Genomic DNA, 18,490 nt, shown 5'->3' on the forward strand with positions numbered 1-18,490 from the left:
CTAAAAACGAACCAGCGCGGAACCCCAGGTGAAACCGCCACCAAAGGCTTCCAGCAGAATCAACTGACCGCGTTGGATACGGCCATCGCGAACGGCTTCATCCAGCGCGCAAGGGACCGACGCCGCGGAGGTGTTGCCATGGCGGTCGAGGGTCACAACGACGTTATCCATCGACATGCCCAGTTTCTTCGCCGTCGCGCTGATAATACGCAGGTTTGCCTGGTGCGGCACCAGCCAGTCCAGCGCTGAACGTTCAAGATTATTCGCTGCCAGCGTCTCATCAACGATGTGCGCCAGCTCGGTGACCGCCACTTTGAAGACTTCATTGCCGGCCATCGTCAGATAGATCGGGTTTTCCGGATCGACGCGATCGGCGTTCGGCAGGGTCAGCAGTTCGCCATAGCTGCCGTCAGCATGCAGATGCGTCGAGATAATGCCTGGCTCTTCAGACGCGCCAAGCACTACCGCGCCCGCGCCGTCACCGAAAATAATGATCGTGCCGCGATCGGTGGGATCGCAAGTACGCGCCAGCACATCGGCGCCAATCACCAGCGCATAATCCACCGCGCCGTTCTTCACGTACTGATCGGCGACGCTCAGCGCATAGGTGAAACCGGCGCAGGCGGCCGCGACATCAAACGCCGGGCAACCCTTAACGCCCAGCATAGACTGGATCTGGCATGCCGAACTCGGAAACGCGTGCGTGCCGGAGGTGGTCGCAACGATAATCAGACCAATCTGCTCCGCGGACACGCCCGCCATCGCCAGCGCCTGCTTTGCGGCTTCAAAGCCCATCGTAGCAACTGTTTCATGCGCTGCGGCAATACGACGCTCACGGATACCTGTGCGGGTGACAATCCACTCGTCAGAGGTCTCTACCATTTTTTCCAGGTCGGCGTTTGTACGCACTTGCTCGGGCAGATAGCTGCCGGTACCAATAATCTTCGTATACATGTACGCTCAGTCACTCTTGGGTAATATACCCGCCTCTTTCAACCTGCCGCGGCGTCAATCGTGGCCATTCGTCCCGCTTTGCTGTCGGGAGTTCACGTCACTGTCGCTTTCCGGCAGCGCGAAACCAGCTGGGTATAAAGATTCCAGGCGCGCGGCGATCCGTTGAGGAATTTGCCGCTGCACCGCCTGCACTGCCTGCTCTATCGCGACGCTAAAGGCGCGTTGATTGGCAGCACCATGACTCTTGATCACGGAACCGCGCAATCCTAACAGACAGGCGCCATTATACTGGTCGGGGTTGAGGTGACTGAATCGCCTCGCCAGGCTTTTTTGTAACCAACGTTTTAATAACAGCAGCCACCACGACCGTTTTTTGCCCTCTCCCTGAGATTTCAGCAGCGAAAGGAACATTCTGACAACACCTTCCATGGTTTTTAATGTGACGTTGCCCGTGAATCCATCACAAACCAGCACATCGGTTTTTCCGGTCAACAGTTCATTGGCTTCAAGATAGCCGATGTAGTTGAGGGAAGGCAGCGTTTTCAGCACTGCGGCAGCATCGCGAATGCTGCTGAGGCCTTTCATCTCTTCTTCGCCGATATTCAGCAAGGCGACGCGCGGGTTGGTCATGCCAACCACTTCCTCTGCCAGCACCGCGCCCATGACGGCGAACTGCACCAGCATCGTGCTGTCGCAATCGACGTTGGCGCCGAGATCCAGCACCACGGTTTTGCCCTTCTGCTGGTGCGGCAGAACCGTCACCAGCGCCGGCCGCTCAATACCTTCGATCGGTTTGAGCAACAGTTTCGCCAGTCCCATCAGCGCGCCGGTGTTGCCGGCGCTGACGCAGGCTTCCGCCCGCCCTTCTTTCACAAGCTCCAGCGCCACGCGCATTGAGCTTCCGCGACTGCTGCGGATAGCCTGTGCGGGTCGCGCATCACTGGCAATAACTGACTGCGCAGGAATAATCTGCAGACGCGAACGTTGTTCGAAGTCAGCTTTGGCAAGTAATGGCGTGATGGCGTCGGGGTCGCCGACTAAAAGAAGTGTGAGTTGCGAATTAGAGTTCAGTGCCTGCAGTGCTGCAGGCACCGTCACGGATGGGCCAAAATCGCCCCCCATGACATCTAACGCCAGGGTTAGACGTGTCAAGGTATCGTCGCTGCCCGGTTCGGTGATTCCCCAGTTGCCCGGGGAGTCCTCACTAAGCTTCATCACGCTCGCACTCGCGAATGTTCACGCTGCAGACGCAACAATTTGGGCATTGATGCCCCTGGTGATCGGGTTAACCGAATGTCCAGGGACGCACACGCCCGCCATGGCCTGCAACGGGAAATCCTGCGAGTATCGCGTGATTACTTAGCGATAACCTTGCGACCGCGGTAGAAACCGTCGGCAGTGATGTGGTGACGCAGGTGTTTCTCACCAGAAGTTTTGTCTACAGACAGGCTGGTGACTGCGGTCAGCGCGTCATGGGAACGACGCATGCCACGTTTGGAACGGGTTGGTTTATTCTGTTGTACGGCCATGGACCTTACTCCTCAATTACTTACGCTTTAAGCTGGCTAATACGGCAAATGGGTTTGGTTTTTGTGCCTCTTCAGGCAGTTCGCCAAAGACCATGTCCGCGTCGGACACTTCACAGTGTTCAGAATCATGCACCGGAACTACGGGCAGGGAGAGGATAATTTCATCCTCGACCATTGCCTGCAGGTCGATTTCACCGAATTCGTTAACCTCAATCGGCTCATACGCTTCCGGTAGTGCTTCGGCCTGTTCGTCATTTCTGACGGGGCTAAAACAATACGTGGTGTGGACGTGATGAGGGAACGGTTTCCCGCAACGCTGGCATTCGAGGGTTACCGTTACCTTTGCATCGCCAGTAATGACGGCGAGACGCTGGTTATCGATAGCGAACGACATGCTGCATTCCACATCGCTGTCCACGCTGACTACAGAATCGGCTACACGTTCAACCTGATCGCGGGCATAGATGCCTTCGTAATCAAGGCGTTTTTGAGCCGTGCGGACCGGATCAAGAGTCAGGGGTAATTTTACCTTTTGCATAGGGCGCGCATATTAACTTTGTAATGTCATAGAGTCAAAGAAAAAGGCAGCCTCAGGTTGCCTTTTGCCATTTATTCGCACACATTGCGGCGCATAGTTTAAGATGATGCTCTGCGAAGCGCTATATGTGGATGAAAAAATATGTCTGAACTTATCCTCGCGTCAACCTCTCCCTGGCGGCGCATGCTGCTGGAAAAACTGGGGTTACCGTTTGAATGTGCCGCGCCTGACGTTGACGAAACGCCGCTGCCGGAAGAATCCGCGCGTCAGCTTGTCGCCCGACTGGCGCAAGCCAAAGCGCAAAGCCTGGCCTCCCGCTATCCGCACCACCTTATTATAGGCTCCGATCAGGTTTGCGTATTAGACGGTGAAATCACCGGCAAACCGCACACCGAAGAAAATGCCCGCCGGCAGTTGCGAAAGGCCAGCGGGACCATCGTCACCTTTTATACCGGTCTGGCGCTATACAACTCCGCCACCGGCCATCTGCAAACCGAATGCGAGCCCTTTGACGTTCACTTTCGCCATCTCAGCGATAAAGAGATTGAAGGCTACGTCCGCAAAGAGAACCCGCTGCAATGCGCCGGGAGTTTCAAGAGCGAGGGGTTAGGGATTACGCTATTTGAACGACTGGAAGGCCGCGACCCGAACACTCTGGTCGGTTTACCCTTAATCGCGCTCTGTCAGATGCTGCGCCGCGAGAATAACAATCCGCTGTTAGGTTAAAGCAAAAAAACGGCGGAACTGATTCCGCCGTTGCGCTTATTTGCTCTTACGTAGCACCTGTAAACAGTGCTTCAGCTGGTTATCCAGCGGCGCCTCAACGCGCATCACCTCCCCGCTCCCCGGGTGGGTAAACTTCAGCGCCGCCGCGTGCAGGAACAGGCGGTTTAAGCCGGTACCGGACAGCTGCTTGTCGAACTCGCGGTCGCCATAGCGATCGTCAAAAGCGATAGGATGCCCGGCATACTGGGTATGAACGCGGATCTGATGCGTGCGGCCGGTGACCGGGCTGCAGCGCACCAGCGTGGCGAATTCGTAACGCTCTTCCACTTTAAAGCGCGTCTCCGACGGCTTGCCTTCCTGACTCACGCGAACGATACGCTCCCCACTCTGCAGAATATTCTTCAACAGCGGGGCCTGGACCACTTTGGTATGCGACTGCCACTGGCCGCGCACCAGCGCCAGGTAGTCTTTCTGCATGCCTTTATCGCGCAGCTGCTCGTGCAGCGAACGCAGCGCCGAGCGCTTTTTCGCCACCAGCAGCACGCCGGAGGTATCGCGGTCGAGACGATGCACCAGCTCAAGGAAACGTGCCTCCGGGCGCAGGGCACGCAGCCCTTCAATCACGCCAAAGCTCAGTCCGCTGCCGCCGTGTACCGCAGTACCGGAAGGTTTGTTGAGTACCAGAATATGATCGTCTTCATAGAGGATCACCTCAGAGAGCGCGGCCACTTTCTGCAGATGCGGCGATACCGCCTCTTCTTCACGCTCCGCCACGCGCACCGGCGGGATACGAACTTCATCACCCGCTTCCAGCTTATACTCCGGCTTCACGCGCTTTTTGTTTACCCGCACCTCGCCTTTACGCAGGATGCGATAAATCATGCTCTTCGGTACACCTTTCAATTGGGTACGCAAAAAGTTGTCGATACGTTGCCCCGCTTCATCAGCAGCAATGGCAACCATTTTTACGGTTGGGGTCTCAGTTTTCATGGTGCGCGATTCTAAATAGCCGGACGCATTAGCGCCACTCATTTTTATATGCTTATATTTATCATTATCCTGTTTTCACGGTTTACCTGACCGCCATTTTGTTTGTTATTAGAACAATCTGTATGGGCAGGTGATAAAACTGTGAGTAACCGGGTGATAAAAGGTGAAAGTCAACTTGCTATAACAAGGTTAGCAATGGAATAATGAGACCGTTTTCCGTATTGCATCTTGTTAGAACAAGACATTAGCGGAATGACCAATTTTGTCTGACCGATCGCCCACGCAGCAATGGCGTAAGACGTTGCGATCTTTCAGACAGTTAGCGGGCTGCGGGTTGCAGTCCTTACCGGTACAGGCTCTATGGATTTCAAGTCGCAGGAAGGCGTCAACTCCGGGACTCCCGGGAGCTCATCTGGATCCCTTGATCGAGGTGAGCAGGTTAAGCCACCATGCCTGCAACGCGAAAGACGACGAGTATAAATGGAATATTCTCTGGTGATACATCCCAGGCTGTTCCCCTGAATAATTGCGCTGTGTTTCCGTTTGAAACACAGGCGACCGACACTCTGCGCCTCTTAAGCGCGCGACAACCGTGAGGTTGGCGACGTGAACCAGACACGAGGCCATCGGTTTTCCCCCGGAAAGGCATTACTCTGCCCGCAGCTTAGTCGTCAATGTAAGAATAATGAGTAAGTTACGATGAAAAGAATGTTAATCAACGCAACTCAGCAGGAAGAGTTGCGCGTCGCCCTTGTTGATGGGCAGCGCCTGTACGACCTGGATATCGAAAGCCCCGGGCACGAACAGAAAAAAGCGAACATCTACAAAGGCAAAATCACCCGCATTGAACCTAGCCTTGAAGCCGCGTTTGTCGATTACGGCGCCGAGCGTCATGGTTTCCTCCCCCTCAAAGAAATCGCCCGCGAATACTTCCCCGCTAACTACAATGCGCACGGTCGTCCTAATATCAAAGACGTGCTGCGTGAAGGTCAGGAAGTTATCGTGCAGATTGATAAAGAAGAACGCGGCAACAAAGGCGCTGCGCTCACCACCTTTATCAGCCTGGCAGGCAGCTATCTGGTCCTGATGCCGAACAACCCGCGCGCGGGGGGAATTTCCCGCCGTATCGAGGGCGACGACCGCACTGAACTGAAAGAAGCGCTGGCGAGCCTGGAGCTTCCGGACGGCATGGGTCTTATCGTTCGCACCGCTGGCGTCGGCAAATCTGCCGAAGCCCTGCAGTGGGACCTGAGCTTCCGCCTGAAGCACTGGGAAGCGATTCAGAAAGCCGCGGAAAGCCGTCCGGCGCCGTTCCTGATCCACCAGGAAAGCAACGTGATTGTCCGCGCATTCCGCGATTATCTGCGCCAGGACATCGGCGAAATCCTGATCGATAACCCGAAAGTGCTCGAGCTGGCGCGCCAGCATATCGCCGCACTGGGTCGTCCGGATTTCAGCAGCAAAATCAAACTGTACACCGGTGAAATCCCGCTGTTCAGCCATTATCAGATTGAATCGCAAATTGAGTCCGCCTTCCAGCGTGAAGTGCGCCTGCCTTCCGGCGGGTCTATCGTTATCGACAGCACCGAAGCGCTGACCGCGATCGATATCAACTCCGCCCGCGCCACCCGCGGCGGCGATATCGAAGAGACAGCCTTCAATACCAACCTTGAAGCGGCTGACGAGATTGCCCGCCAGCTGCGTCTGCGCGACCTCGGCGGCTTGATCGTTATCGACTTCATCGATATGACCCCGGTTCGCCACCAGCGTGCGGTGGAAAACCGTCTGCGTGAAGCCGTTCGTCAGGACCGCGCGCGCATTCAGATTAGTCATATTTCGCGCTTCGGCCTGCTGGAGATGTCTCGCCAGCGCCTGAGCCCGTCGCTGGGCGAATCCAGCCATCACGTCTGCCCGCGCTGCTCCGGCACCGGTACCGTGCGTGATAACGAATCGCTGTCGCTCTCTATTCTGCGTCTGATTGAAGAAGAGGCGCTGAAAGAGAACACCAAAGAAGTCCACGCCATCGTTCCGGTACCGATCGCCTCTTATCTGCTGAACGAAAAACGTGCCGCAGTGAGCGCAATCGAATCCCGTCAGGGCGATGTCCGCGTCATTATCGTGCCAAACGACGAGATGCAGACGCCGCACTACTCCGTCCTGCGCGTGCGCAAAGGTGAAGAGACCTCAACGCTGAGCTATCTGCTGCCGAAGCTGCATGAAGAAGAGATGGCGCTGCCTGGTGACGAGGAGCCAGCAGAACGTAAACGTCCGGAGCAGCCTGCGCTGGCCGCCTTTGTGATGCCTGACGCCCCACCGGCACCGATGCTGGAAGAGCCTGTGGCTGCCCCTGCGGTCGCCGCTGCCCCGGTCGCGGCCGCCGCGCCGGCCCAGCCGGGACTGCTCTCACGCTTCTTCAGCGCGCTGAAAAATATCTTCTCTGGCACTGAAGAAGCCAAACCGGTTGAAGTTCCGGTCGAGAAGAAAGCGGAAGAAAAACCGGAGCGTCAGCAGGAGCGCCGTAAACCGCGGAGCAACAACCGCCGCGATCGCAACGACCGCAACGATCGCCGTGATAACCGCGACAATCGTGACAATCGTGACAACCGCGATAACCGTGACAATCGCGACACCCGCGCGGACAATGCCGAGGGTCGTGAGCCGCGCGAATCGCGTGAAGAAAACCGTCGCAATCGTCGCGAAAAGCAGCCGCAAAACGTAGAAGCGCGTGACGCTCGCCAGACCGTCGGCGATGACGCGGACAAAGCCAAATCCCGCGACGAGCAGCAGCCGCGCCGCGAACGCTCCCGCCGCCGCAATGACGATAAACGTCAGGCGCAGCAGGAAGCCAAGGTGCAGACGCGTGAAGAGCCGGAAGTACAGGAGACTGAGCAGGAAGAGCGTGTGCAGACTCTGCCGCGTCGTAAACCGCGTCAGCTCTCCCAGAAAGTACGCATTGAGTCAGCCGTTGCCGAGCAGACTGCCGAGATCGCGCCTGAGACCGTTGTGGCTGAAGTCGCCACCCCGCGCAGTGAGCCGGTGAAAGCCGAACTGCCGGCGGTAGTGGAAAACGTAGTGGAACACGATGAAAACGGCGAATCCCGTGAAGCGAACGGTATGCCGCGCCGCTCTCGTCGTTCCCCGCGTCATCTGCGCGTGAGCGGTCAGCGTCGTCGTCGCTATCGTGACGAACGCTATCCGACCCAGTCGCCTATGCCGCTGACCGTCGCCTGCGCCTCGCCGGAGATGGCTTCCGGTAAAGTCTGGATCCGCTACCCGGTCGTTCGTCCGCAGGACCAGCAGCCGGAAGAGGTTCCGGTTCAGGACACCAGCGCCATTGAAGCCGTCGAGGCTGTTGCGACACCGGTTGCCGTGGTTGAAACCGTCACTGCCGCGCCAGTTACCGTCGAGCCGGCGACCATGGAGCCCGTTACCGCTGAGCCGGTGGTCGTCGAACCTGTCGTAGCCGCCGAGCCGGTGGTCGTTGATACTCCGGAAATTGTCGAGCCAGCCGCTGTCGAGCCAGCGCCGGTCGAAGCGCCAGCTGTCGAAGCGCCTCAGGCTATTGCGCCAGTGACGATCGACGCCGAGCCGGTCACAGTTGAACCTGAAGTGGTGGAAACGGCGCCTGTCGTTGAAGCGCCAGTGGAAACCATCGTTCCGGCCACGGAAACCGTGGTGGAGGCACCGGTGACCGAAGCCGCCCCTACGGCCCCTGCCGAACCGGTCAAAGCTGAAACGCCGGTAAGCAAACCCGTGGTTGTGGCTGGCGATCGCCATGCTACCGCGCCGATGACCCGGGCGCCTGCTCCGGACTATGTCCCGGAAGCGCCGCGCCACAGCACCTGGGTGCGCCCGCCGTTCGCTTTTGAAGGTAAAGGCGCCGCCGGTGGTCATAGTGCGACGCGTAAAGCCACCGCAGAACCGACCCGCCCACAGCCCGTCGAATAAGCGTGCTTAATAAAAAAACCGGCCTCTGGCCGGTTTTTTTATGCGCTTTGCGGACGCTGCATCCCGGCCAGATCCGGCATGATCTCCCGCATCAGGTCAAGGAACTTACGCAGGCGTGTCGGATAATAGCGCGCCCAGGGATAAACTAGATGAACCGGTAGCGAGGCGGGACGCCACTGCGGGAACAGCTCAATCAGTCGTCCGGCGGCAATATCCTCCACGACCGTCCAGCTGGACACCATCGCCACTCCCAGCCCCGCCAGCGCGGTATTTCGCGCGACGTACAGGCTGTCAGTGCTCAGGCAGGGGGTGATGGCCGTCGAGACGATTTGCCCACTTTCCAGATGCCGGAGCCGTACCTCATGCTGATAAAAGGTATTAATGGCGATCCACGGCAGGCCGGATAGCGCCTCCAGCGAGGTTAACGGCGGGTACTTCGCCAGGAGTTCAGGGGAAGCCACCACGCAGCGCGGCACTTCCGCCAGCAGCACGGATACCGTGGCCGGATCCACCTCCGCGCCAACGCGGATGGCGCAGTCGATATTATCGCTGAGAAAGTCGACGGTATTATCATTCAGCATCCACTCGACCGACAGTTGCGGATGACGCTGCAGAAATGCGACCAGCGGCGCCAGCAGCTGTTGCTGGCCAAAAGCATGGGGCGCCCGTACCCGCAGCACCCCCACGGGCTGATCGTCGGCAATACGCAGATCATCCTCCAGCGCCAGCCAGGCGTCCACGACCTGACGGGCATGGCGATAACAGCGTTCGCCATCGTCAGTGAGCTTCATCGCATGAGTGGTGCGCAGGATCAACTTCACCCCCAGCAGTCCTTCCAGGGACTGCAGGCGGCGGCTGACGGTTGCCTGGGTGGTATCCATCTGCCCCGCGGCGGCGGAGAGTGAGCCGGCCTCTATAATACGAATATAGGTGCGCATCAGCTCAATGCGGTCTATACGCTCCTGTCTTTTCATTTTTCTTTTGCCTATGCGTGCTACGTATAACCGTTTTACCACCAGCCCGGCTACCGCGCCAGCTGCATTCAGGGAAAAATAGCGCCATCGCATCTATGAGGTACTGATCATGACACCGACTTCCCTTTCCACCCGCGACGCAGGCTGGATTATCTTCATTCTCGCGCTCGGCGCCGGCTTTAGCGTCGCCTCTATCTATTATGCGCAGCCGCTACTGCCGCTGATGGGCGCCAACCTCCATCTGTCGGTAGAAGGGATGGGGCTGGTTCCTACCCTGACGCAGGCTGGCTACGCGCTCGGCATTCTGTTCCTGCTCCCGCTCGGCGACCGTCACGATCGCCGCCGGCTGATCCTCCTGAAGAGCGCAATGCTGGCGATCCTGCTGTTCCTGTGCAGCCTTACCGGCCAGCTCACCTCACTGCTGGTGGTCAGTCTGCTGATCGGTATGGCGGCCACCATGGCGCAGGATATCGTCCCGGCGGCGGCGATCCTCGCTCCGGCAGGCAAGCAGGGAAAAATGGTGGGCACGGTGATGACCGGGCTGCTGCTGGGGATCCTGCTTTCCAGGACGGTCAGCGGCGTAGTGGGCGCCGTATTCGGCTGGCGGGTGATGTATCAGGCGGCTGCAGTCAGCGTGGCGCTGATTGGCGTGGTGATGTGGCGGGTCCTGCCGCGCTTCGCCATTCACTCGACGCTGAGCTATCCGCAGCTGATGGCCTCAATGGCGCATCTGTGGCTGCGTTATCCGGCGTTACGCCGCGCTGCGCTGGCTCAGGGGGCGCTCTCTGTCGCCTTTAGCGCTTTCTGGTCGACGCTGGCGGTGATGCTCTCAGAACACTATCACATGGGGAGCGCAGTAGCGGGTGGCTTTGGTATCGCCGGTGCCGCCGGGGCGCTGGCGGCACCGCTGGCCGGCGGACTGGCCGATAAGTTTGGCGCCGGTAAAGTGACTCAGATGGGCGCGGCGCTGGTCACCCTCTCCTTCGCCCTGATGTTTATGCTGCCGCTGCTCCCTCTGCATGGCCAGCTGGCGCTGATTGCTCTCTCGGCTATTGGCTTCGATCTCGGCCTGCAGTCAAGCCTGGTGGCACATCAGAACCTGGTTTACAGCCTGGAGCCGCAGGCCCGTGGCCGCCTGAACGCTCTGCTGTTCACCGTGGTCTTTATCGGGATGTCGCTGGGGTCGGTGCTGGGCAGCAAGTTGTACGTGCTGGCGGGCTGGAACGGAGTGGTCACCCTCGCCGTCGTCAGCGGGGCAATTGCCCTGGCGATCCGCCTGCTGGAGAATGCGCGCCTCATCGCAGCCGAACGCCGCACATCATAAAAAAAACCCGCTTCGCCTGAGCGAAGCGGGTTTCCTCTTTCCGTCGCAATGGCTTACGCTGTGCGACGGGCAAACTCTTTTACGCGGAAGCCCAACACCAGCAGCGTAGCGAAATAAGCCACTACTCCGGCGACCACCACCACCAGCAGGCGCATCAGGCGGAACGGCATCGTCCCCTGAGACCACTCCGGCATGAGATGCATGACGCCCAGCAGCGCCGCGGCCATCACCACCACCGCCGCGACCAGACGCAGCAGGAAAGTCAGCCAGCCGGGCTGTGGGGTGAAAATTTTCTGTTTACGCAGTTGCCAGTAGAGCAGCGCGGCGTTCAGGCAGGCCGCCAGCCCTATGGACAGTGACAGGCCCGCGTGCTTGAGCGGGCCGATAAACGCCAGGTTCATCACCTGGGTCATAATCAGGGTGACAATGGCAATCTTCACCGGCGTTTTGATGTCCTGACGGGAATAGAAGCCCGGCGCCAGCACTTTCACCACGATAAGCCCCATCAGCCCCACGGAATAGGCCACCAGCGCGCGCTGGGTCATCGCCGCGTCAAAGGCGCTGAATTTACCGTACTGGAACAGGGCCACGGTCAGCGGTTTAGCGAGGATCCCCAGCGCCACCGCGCTCGGCAGCGCCAGCAGGAAGCAGAGTCGCAGGCCCCAGTCCATCAGGCGGCAATACTCGTCATGGTTACCACTGGCGAAGCTTTTCGACAACGACGGCAGCAGGATGGTGCCAAGGGCCACGCCCAGGACACCTGACGGAAACTCCATCAGACGGTCGGCATAGTACATCCATGACACCGATCCCGACACGAGAAACGAGGCGAAGATGGTATTGATGATGAGGGAGATCTGGCTTACCGACACGCCAAGGATCGCCGGCCCCATCTGCTTCACTACCCGCATCGCGCCAGCATCTTTCAGATTAATTCTGGGCAGAACCAGCATGCCAATCTTCTTCAGGTGCGGCAACTGGTAGGCCAGCTGCAGCACGCCGCCGACCGTCACCGCCCAGGCCAGCGCCAGCACCGGCGGATGGAAGTACGGCGCGGCAAACAGCGCAAAGCTAATCATGCTGACGTTGAGGAACGTCGGGGCAAAGGCCGGCACCGAGAAACGGTTCCAGGTATTGAGGATCGCCCCCACCAGCGAGGCCAGGGAGATCAGCAAAATATAGGGGAAGGTAATGCGCAGCAATTGGGTGGTCAGCGCAAATTTATCGGCGGTATCAGCAAACCCGGGGGCGGTGATGGTGATCACCCACGGCGCCGCCAGCATCCCGATAACGGTGACGATCGCCAGGGCCAGGGTCAGTAATCCGGAGACATACGAGACAAACACCCGGGTGGCATCTTCGCCCTGCTTGCTTTTATATTCGGCAAGGATCGGCACAAACGCCTGCGAGAAGGCGCCTTCGGCAAAAATACGCCGCAGCAGATTAGGCAGTTTGAAGGCGACAAAAAAGGCATCGGTCGCCATCCCGGCACCAAAAATGCGCGCCACAATCGCATCGCGGGCAAAGCCCAGCACGCGCGAAAACATGGTCATCGAACTGACGGCCGCCAGTGATTTTAAAAGATTCATTACGCTGTTATTCCAAACCCTGGAGTAAAACGCCCGCAAATGCGGGCGCTGGAAAGTGGCGATAGTCTACCGGGTTCAATATGAATTACTACTGTCAGTTGTTACAACGGATTATTCGCTGATGGCGTCACGCCAGAGTTTGTCAACCACCCGCTGAGCCAGCAGCGCCTGTTCGCCAGCGGTTTCCGGAACCGTCTGATTTTGCACGCATTCGATGAAATGTCGCGCGCAGCCGACAAAACCGCGCTGCTCGAGGGTGGTTTGCCAGCCCGCCACCGGGCGCTGGACCACGCCAAGACCACACTCCTCCTGCCATTCGCGCATCTCACTCACCGCATATAACCCGCCATCGGTGACCGCCTGCACCCACTCACGCTGGCTTCCGGCACGGCGGTGCATGCTGGTGGTAACCTGCAGCCGGGGCGAACTGAACTGGTGTTCGGCATAGAGCATTTCACCCTGAGGAGTGATCTGCAACGTGCCGCCGCGCAGGCGCGCCTGACCATCAGCCAGCCACAACGCAGTATCCACCACGTGCAGATAGTCATCGAGAAGGGTAAAGCGCAGATCGTTGCCTACGCTGTCGCTACGATGCTTATCCATCCGCAGCGAGGCCACCTCGCCCAGCCGCCCCTTCAGTTCACGATAGAGTGGCGCAAAGCGGCGATTGAAACCGACCATCAGCGTCAGATGACGCCGGGCAGCCAGCTCGACCAGCGCTTCCGCCTCGCTCAGCTTGTCCGCCAGCGGTTTATCCACACAAACATGAACCCCGGCATTCAACAAGTGATTCACGACTTCATGATGTGAAGCCGTCGACGTATGGACAAAGACCGCATCGCACTGCGCCGCCAGGGCATCCAGCGAATCAGCATACGGGATCCGCCAGGTTTCGCAGATGCGCAACGCCTTCTCTTTTCCCGGCGACCAGGCTGCCTGCAGCGTCCAGCTTTCCGCAGCGCCTAACACCGGCAGCCACGCTTTCTGCGCGATGCCCCCTAAGCCAACCACCCCAATGCGCAGTCTTGTCCCCACGTTTAGTCCCCCAGATGGTGTAACAGCGAGTCAAGGCGCGCTTTCAATTCCGCCACCTCGCCTTCCAGTGCTTCAACCCGGGCACGCAGATCGTCATCGTCTTCCAGCGGCGAGAGTGCTTCCACCGTGGTGATCAGCGTGTCCATGTCATCGCAAAACAGATGCATATAGCGGCTTTCCCGTTTCCCCGGTTCCCGTGGCAGGCGGGCAACAAAAGGACCATCCTCGCGCGTCGCTAACCCTTCCAGCACGCTTTCCACTTCCGCCATATCGCTGAACTCATGCATCCGCTGCGCGCGGCTACGGAGTTCACCCGGCGTCTGGGCGCCGCGCAGCAGCAGCGTCGTCACCACCGCTACTTCGCCGGCGCTGAGTTTCAGATCGCCAAATTCAGAGTTGCAAAAGCGCTGCTCATACTTGGTCACTCGATTGCCGAATCCGCTGACCGTGCGTAAATAGTGGCGCTTCACCAGGGTATCCAGCAGCGTCTGGACCTCACCTTCGCTCAGCGACATCACCGGTTCGCGGTTGGTTTTCTGATTGCAGGCGGTCACCACGGCGTTCACCGACAGCGGGTACTGCTCGGGCGTGGTAACCTGCTTTTCCAGCAGACAGCCAATGACGCGCGCTTCGTGCGCGGTTAACTGATATTTCATCCTCTCTCCTTAGCGCCCTGCTGACCAGTCCGGCGTCGTTAGCGCCGTCAGTACATGGTCACGCCACTGCCCGTCAATCAGCAGATAATCTTTGGCGTAACCCTCTTTTTCGAACCCCAACCGCGCCAGCAGCGCGCCGCTGCGCTGATTATGCGGCATATAGTTGGCCATAATGCGATGGATATGCTGCGTGCGCTGCATATAGCGAATCGCGGCGGTCAACGCTTCAAACATCAGCCCCTGCCCTTGCCACTTCTCGCCAATGGAGTAGCCGAGATAACAGGCATGGAATGATCCGCGAACTACGTTGGAGAAATTCGCCACGCCAACGATCTCTTTTTCCTCCGCATCGAGCAGCGCGAAATAAAATGCAGACCCCTGCTTATGAAACTCGCCGATCATTGACAGACGCGCCTGCCACCCGGAGGGATAGCAGTGGCTGTCGTCACGTACCGGCTCCCAGGGTTTTAAGAACACTTTATTCTCGGCGTAATAATCGGCCAGACGCCAGGCGTCACGATCGTGGACCAGGCGCACCACCAGCCGGTCCGTCGTCAAACGCACCTTCGGCACGTTACTGCGATAGCCAAACATTTCCTTTTCAGTCCCCCTGACTTCAATCTTGCTCTCATCACTATACCTGTCCTGCACGATAGTGTGAAAACAGCAACATACCATTTTCTGCGCCATCTCCTCTTTTCGATGAATAGGCTCAATCGAACTTGCTTTTTGATAAAAAAATATTGTCGCAAGGGCGCTGGGAAAAGCAGCAGATTGCCCGCAGAATATCCTCGCTTATCTCTATTTTTCCCTGGAGGGGAAATGTCCCGCGTCTCGCAGGCAAGGAGCCTGGGTAAATATTTCCTGTTAGTCGATAACATGCTGGTCGTGCTGGGCTTTTTTGTCGTTTTTCCGCTGATTTCCATCCGCTTTGTCGATCAGATGGGTTGGGCAGCGCTGATGGTCGGCATTGCGCTCGGCCTGCGCCAGCTGGTGCAGCAAGGATTAGGCATTTTTGGCGGCGCCATTGCCGACCGCTTCGGCGCGAAACCCATGATTGTCACCGGCATGCTGATGCGCGCCGGCGGCTTCGCGGCGATGGCCGTCGCCCATGAGCCCTGGGTGCTCTGGCTCTCCTGTATCTTGTCCGGGTTAGGCGGCACGTTGTTCGATCCGCCACGAGCCGCGCTGGTGGTCAAACTGGTGCGCCCGCATCAGCGCGGCCGCTTTTTCTCCCTCCTGATGATGCAGGACAGCGCCGGCGCGGTGATTGGCGCCCTGCTGGGCAGTTGGCTGCTACAGTATGACTTCCGTCTGGTGTGCAGCGCCGGCGCCGCGCTGTTTATCGCTTGCGCCGCGTTTAACGCCTGGTATCTGCCAGCATGGAAACTGTCCACGGTGAAAACGCCAGTCCGCGAGGGGCTGGGACGGGTGCTGCGGGATAAGCGCTTCGTCACCTATGTCCTGACGTTAACAGGCTATTACATGCTGGCGGTGCAGGTGATGCTGATGCTGCCGATCATGGTGAACGACATTGCCGGTTCGCCGGCCGCCGTGAAGTGGATGTACGCCATCGAAGCCACCATTTCGCTGACCCTGCTCTATCCCATTGCCCGCTGGAGCGAGAAACGCTACCGCCTTGAGCACCGGCTGATGGCCGGTCTGCTGGTGATGACCCTGGCCATGCTCCCCATCGGGATGACCAGCAGTTTACAGCAGCTGTTTACCCTGATTTGCCTGTTTTACATCGGCTCTATCATTGCCGAACCCGCCCGCGAGACGCTGGGCGCTTTGCTGGCGGACGCCCGGGCGCGTGGCAGCTATATGGGTTTCAGCCGTCTGGGGCTCGCCTTCGGCGGCGCGCTGGGTTACGCGGGCGGCGGCTGGCTGTTTGATGCCGGGAAAGCCGTCGGCCAGCCCGAACTGCCGTGGCTGATGCTCGGCGCCATTGGGTTTATCACTTTCCTTGCCCTGTGGTGGCAATTCAGTCCAAAACGCTCCGCCTCCGGTATGCTGGAGCCGCGCACCTAAGCGCGTAGGTCCGCGGTTTCTCCTGCCTTTCAGCCTATTCTGCTGGCATGAAGAATGCTGACAGGTCATGATGCTTTGTGTCAGGATGAATGATGGTACGAGCTTGAGGAACCCCATGAAAAAAATATTGATCGCCGCGGCGCTGATTGTCAGCGGTCTGCTGAGCGGCTGTAACCAGTTGACCCAATACACGGTAAGCGAGCAGGAGATAAACCAGGCGCTGCAGAAGCGTAACCATTTCGCCAAAGATATCGGTCTGAAAGGCGTTGCCGATGCCCATATTGAGCTGCAGAACCTGACCAGCGCTATTGGCCGTGAAGAGCCGGGTAAAGTCACGCTGACCGGGGTCGCCAACGTCGATCTGAACTCCCTGTTCGGCACCCAGAAAGCGACGATCGATCTGAAGCTCAAAGCGCTGCCAACCTTTGACAGAGAGAAAGGCGCTATCTTCCTGCAGGAAATGGAGGTGGTCGATGCCAAAGTGGCGCCCGAGAAGCTGCAGTCGGTGATTCAGGCCCTGCTCCCCTATCTGAATCAGTCGCTGCGCAGCTACTTCAGCCAGCAACCGGCCTATGTCCTGCGTGAAGACGCCAGCACCGGCGAAGCGCTGGCGAAGAAATATGCCAAGGGCATAGAGGTGAAACCGGGCGAAATTGTCATCCCCTTTACCAATTAATCTCCAGGGCGCTACGGCGCCCTGAATTTTTTACGGAAATGAGTGCAAAGGAAAACGTTTACGCTTATCCTTAGTGCCCGGCAAAAAACAGCCCTGATGACTGAACCTATTAGCCGGAGCCTTCCATGACAGCACAACCCCAGGTATTGAAAATCCGCCGCCCAGACGACTGGCATATCCATCTGCGTGATGACGATATGCTGAAAACCGTCGTGCCTTACACCAGTGAGTTTTATGGCCGGGCGATCGTGATGCCGAATCTGGTGCCGCCTGTCACCACCGTCGCGGCGGCTATCGCCTATCGCCAGCGCATTATGGACGCCGTCCCGGCCGGGCACGATTTTACCCCGTTGATGACCTGCTATCTGACAGATTCCCTCGACCCGGCGGAGCTGGAGCGCGGCTTTAACGAAGGTGTGTTCACCGCCGCCAAGCTCTACCCGGCCAACGCCACGACCAACTCCAGCCACGGTGTCACCAGCACCGACGCCATTATGCCGGTGCTGGAGCGGATGGAAAAACTGGGCATGCCGCTGCTGGTACATGGGGAAGTCACCCACGCCGAGATTGATATTTTCGATCGTGAAGCGCGCTTTATTGACACGGTGATGGAGCCCCTGCTCCAGCGCCTGCCCGGTCTGAAGGTGGTCTTTGAGCATATTACTACCAAAGATGCCGCCGAATATGTGCGTGACGGTAATGAACTGCTGGCGGCCACTATTACCCCGCAGCACCTGATGTTCAACCGCAACCATATGCTGGTCGGCGGTATTCGTCCTCACCTGTACTGCCTGCCGGTACTCAAACGCAATATTCATCAACAGGCGCTGCGCGAACTGGTCGCCAGCGGCTTCAGCCGCGCCTTCCTTGGCACCGACTCCGCACCACACGCCCGCCATCGTAAGGAAGCCAGCTGCGGCTGCGCCGGCTGCTTCAACGCCCCGACCGCCCTCGGCAGCTACGCCACCGTGTTTGAAGAAATGAACGCTCTGCAGCACTTTGAAGCCTTCTGCTCGCTGAACGGCCCGCGCTTCTACGGTCTGCCGGTCAATGAAAGCTATGTTGAGCTGGTGCGTGAAGAGAGCACGGTCGTTGACAGCATTGCGCTGCCCAATGATAGCCTGGTCCCGTTCCTGGCGGGTGAAACCGTTCGCTGGACGATGAAGCGATAAAAAACGTAGCCCCCTGTTGTCAACGCCCACCAGATACTGTATAAATAACCAGTACCAAACACAGGGGGCAATTATGCGCATCGAAGTGTCTATCGCCAAAACGACCGCCTTACCCAACGGCGCGCTGGAAGCGCTGAATAACGAACTCTCCCGGCGTATCGCCGAGCAATTCCCGGCCATCGACAGTCAGGTGAGCGTGCGCTACGCCACCGGCAACCAGCTCTCGGTGTTCGGCGCCCTGAAAGAAGACAAAGACCGGATAAGCGAAATCCTGCAGGAAACCTGGGAAAGCGCGGACGACTGGTTTGTCCACGATCTCTCCTGAAGCATGGCGGGATCCAGTTACTC

At 58.5% G+C, this 18,490-nt stretch carries 17 protein-coding genes; 7 read left to right on the forward strand and 10 right to left on the reverse strand.

Annotated features, from left to right (window positions below):
• The 4 genes from AC3EMD_RS17090 to yceD all read right to left on the reverse strand — a co-directional run bounded on the left by AC3EMD_RS17090 (position 1) and on the right by yceD (position 3,021).
• Complete coding sequence (locus AC3EMD_RS17090; protein ID WP_008805985.1) at positions 1-954, reverse strand: beta-ketoacyl-ACP synthase III; 954 nt, start codon at positions 952-954, stop codon at positions 1-3.
• Between the two features lie 54 nt (positions 955-1,008).
• The gene (plsX, locus tag AC3EMD_RS17095; protein WP_012542244.1) at positions 1,009-2,106 is read right to left on the reverse strand and encodes a phosphate acyltransferase PlsX; all 1,098 of its coding nucleotides are present in this window, start codon (positions 2,104-2,106) and stop codon (positions 1,009-1,011) included.
• 203 nt (positions 2,107-2,309) lie between these two features.
• Positions 2,310-2,483 carry a 50S ribosomal protein L32 gene (rpmF, locus tag AC3EMD_RS17100; RefSeq protein WP_000290724.1) on the reverse strand — a complete coding sequence of 58 codons (174 nt, stop codon included), beginning with the start codon at positions 2,481-2,483 and terminating at the stop codon, positions 2,310-2,312.
• 16 nt (positions 2,484-2,499) lie between these two features.
• Positions 2,500-3,021, reverse strand: coding sequence for a 23S rRNA accumulation protein YceD (yceD, locus tag AC3EMD_RS17105; RefSeq protein ID WP_008805983.1), 522 nt, complete (start codon positions 3,019-3,021; stop codon positions 2,500-2,502).
• Positions 3,022-3,162: 141 nt separating this feature from the next.
• Here yceD and AC3EMD_RS17110 point away from each other — a divergent pair, with 141 nt between their 5' ends.
• The gene (locus AC3EMD_RS17110; protein WP_008805982.1) at positions 3,163-3,747 is read left to right on the forward strand and encodes a Maf family protein; all 585 of its coding nucleotides are present in this window, start codon (positions 3,163-3,165) and stop codon (positions 3,745-3,747) included.
• Positions 3,748-3,783: 36 nt separating this feature from the next.
• Here the strand turns inward: AC3EMD_RS17110 and rluC are convergent, their stop codons facing one another.
• Positions 3,784-4,737 carry a 23S rRNA pseudouridine(955/2504/2580) synthase RluC gene (gene rluC, locus AC3EMD_RS17115; protein WP_012542245.1) on the reverse strand — a complete coding sequence of 318 codons (954 nt, stop codon included), beginning with the start codon at positions 4,735-4,737 and terminating at the stop codon, positions 3,784-3,786.
• 699 nt (positions 4,738-5,436) lie between these two features.
• Here rluC and rne point away from each other — a divergent pair.
• Positions 5,437-8,685: a ribonuclease E gene (gene rne, locus AC3EMD_RS17120; protein WP_110210890.1), complete on the forward strand. Its 3,249-nt coding sequence runs from the start codon at positions 5,437-5,439 to the stop codon at positions 8,683-8,685.
• 38 nt (positions 8,686-8,723) lie between these two features.
• Here rne and AC3EMD_RS17125 read toward each other — a convergent pair whose 3' ends face one another.
• Positions 8,724-9,752: a LysR family transcriptional regulator gene (locus AC3EMD_RS17125; protein WP_008805978.1), complete on the reverse strand. Its 1,029-nt coding sequence runs from the start codon at positions 9,750-9,752 to the stop codon at positions 8,724-8,726.
• A 16-nt stretch (positions 9,753-9,768) separates the two neighbouring features.
• Between AC3EMD_RS17125 and AC3EMD_RS17130 the strand changes: the two genes are divergently transcribed.
• The gene (locus AC3EMD_RS17130; protein WP_048267734.1) at positions 9,769-10,983 is read left to right on the forward strand and encodes an MFS transporter; all 1,215 of its coding nucleotides are present in this window, start codon (positions 9,769-9,771) and stop codon (positions 10,981-10,983) included.
• Between the two features lie 53 nt (positions 10,984-11,036).
• On the opposite strand, the gene murJ is transcribed toward AC3EMD_RS17130, so the two are convergent.
• From murJ to rimJ, 4 genes are all read right to left on the reverse strand, one after another.
• Positions 11,037-12,572 carry a murein biosynthesis integral membrane protein MurJ gene (murJ, locus tag AC3EMD_RS17135; protein ID WP_012968575.1) on the reverse strand — a complete coding sequence of 512 codons (1,536 nt, stop codon included), beginning with the start codon at positions 12,570-12,572 and terminating at the stop codon, positions 11,037-11,039.
• Positions 12,573-12,683: 111 nt separating this feature from the next.
• The gene (locus AC3EMD_RS17140; RefSeq protein WP_162493325.1) at positions 12,684-13,595 is read right to left on the reverse strand and encodes a Gfo/Idh/MocA family protein; all 912 of its coding nucleotides are present in this window, start codon (positions 13,593-13,595) and stop codon (positions 12,684-12,686) included.
• Positions 13,596-13,609: 14 nt separating this feature from the next.
• Positions 13,610-14,263 carry a YceH family protein gene (locus tag AC3EMD_RS17145; RefSeq protein WP_012542247.1) on the reverse strand — a complete coding sequence of 218 codons (654 nt, stop codon included), beginning with the start codon at positions 14,261-14,263 and terminating at the stop codon, positions 13,610-13,612.
• Positions 14,264-14,272: 9 nt separating this feature from the next.
• Positions 14,273-14,857 carry a ribosomal protein S5-alanine N-acetyltransferase gene (gene rimJ / locus AC3EMD_RS17150; RefSeq protein WP_008805973.1) on the reverse strand — a complete coding sequence of 195 codons (585 nt, stop codon included), beginning with the start codon at positions 14,855-14,857 and terminating at the stop codon, positions 14,273-14,275.
• A gap of 228 nt (positions 14,858-15,085) precedes the next feature.
• Between rimJ and mdtH the strand changes: the two genes are divergently transcribed.
• From mdtH to dinI, 4 genes are all read left to right on the forward strand, one after another.
• Entirely contained in the window at positions 15,086-16,294 is a 1,209-nt protein-coding gene (gene mdtH, locus AC3EMD_RS17155; RefSeq protein ID WP_302073611.1) for a multidrug efflux MFS transporter MdtH, read from the forward strand.
• Between the two features lie 115 nt (positions 16,295-16,409).
• Entirely contained in the window at positions 16,410-16,970 is a 561-nt protein-coding gene (locus AC3EMD_RS17160) for a lipoprotein (RefSeq protein ID WP_012542249.1), read from the forward strand.
• A gap of 125 nt (positions 16,971-17,095) precedes the next feature.
• Positions 17,096-18,142, forward strand: a complete 1,047-nt coding sequence (gene pyrC / locus AC3EMD_RS17165) for a dihydroorotase (RefSeq protein ID WP_049162603.1) — start codon at positions 17,096-17,098, stop codon at positions 18,140-18,142.
• Positions 18,143-18,215: 73 nt separating this feature from the next.
• A complete protein-coding gene (gene dinI / locus AC3EMD_RS17170) occupies positions 18,216-18,467 on the forward strand; it encodes a DNA damage-inducible protein I (RefSeq protein ID WP_002898994.1) in 252 nt (83 codons plus the stop codon).
• Positions 18,468-18,490 lie beyond the last annotated feature (23 nt).

This window comes from Klebsiella sp. PK18, from assembly GCF_057784655.1.

Excerpts from the sequence above, each read along its gene's own strand:
- AC3EMD_RS17110 (WP_008805982.1), top strand. The coding sequence starts at position 3,163 with ATGTCTGAACTTATCCTCGCGTCAACCTCTCCCTGGCGGCGCATGCTG.
- AC3EMD_RS17130 (WP_048267734.1), top strand. The coding sequence starts at position 9,769 with ATGACACCGACTTCCCTTTCCACCCGCGACGCAGGCTGGATTATCTTC.
- AC3EMD_RS17125 (WP_008805978.1), bottom strand. The coding sequence starts at position 9,752 with ATGCGATGGCGCTATTTTTCCCTGAATGCAGCTGGCGCGGTAGCCGGG.
- AC3EMD_RS17160 (WP_012542249.1), top strand. The coding sequence starts at position 16,410 with ATGAAAAAAATATTGATCGCCGCGGCGCTGATTGTCAGCGGTCTGCTG.
- murJ (WP_012968575.1), bottom strand. The coding sequence starts at position 12,572 with ATGAATCTTTTAAAATCACTGGCGGCCGTCAGTTCGATGACCATGTTT.
- rluC (WP_012542245.1), bottom strand. The coding sequence starts at position 4,737 with ATGAAAACTGAGACCCCAACCGTAAAAATGGTTGCCATTGCTGCTGAT.
- mdtH (WP_302073611.1), top strand. The coding sequence starts at position 15,086 with ATGTCCCGCGTCTCGCAGGCAAGGAGCCTGGGTAAATATTTCCTGTTA.
- pyrC (WP_049162603.1), top strand. The coding sequence starts at position 17,096 with ATGACAGCACAACCCCAGGTATTGAAAATCCGCCGCCCAGACGACTGG.
- AC3EMD_RS17145 (WP_012542247.1), bottom strand. The coding sequence starts at position 14,263 with ATGAAATATCAGTTAACCGCGCACGAAGCGCGCGTCATTGGCTGTCTG.
- AC3EMD_RS17090 (WP_008805985.1), bottom strand. The coding sequence starts at position 954 with ATGTATACGAAGATTATTGGTACCGGCAGCTATCTGCCCGAGCAAGTG.
- yceD (WP_008805983.1), bottom strand. The coding sequence starts at position 3,021 with ATGCAAAAGGTAAAATTACCCCTGACTCTTGATCCGGTCCGCACGGCT.
- rne (WP_110210890.1), top strand. The coding sequence starts at position 5,437 with ATGAAAAGAATGTTAATCAACGCAACTCAGCAGGAAGAGTTGCGCGTC.
- rimJ (WP_008805973.1), bottom strand. The coding sequence starts at position 14,857 with ATGTTTGGCTATCGCAGTAACGTGCCGAAGGTGCGTTTGACGACGGAC.
- rpmF (WP_000290724.1), bottom strand. The coding sequence starts at position 2,483 with ATGGCCGTACAACAGAATAAACCAACCCGTTCCAAACGTGGCATGCGT.
- dinI (WP_002898994.1), top strand. The coding sequence starts at position 18,216 with ATGCGCATCGAAGTGTCTATCGCCAAAACGACCGCCTTACCCAACGGC.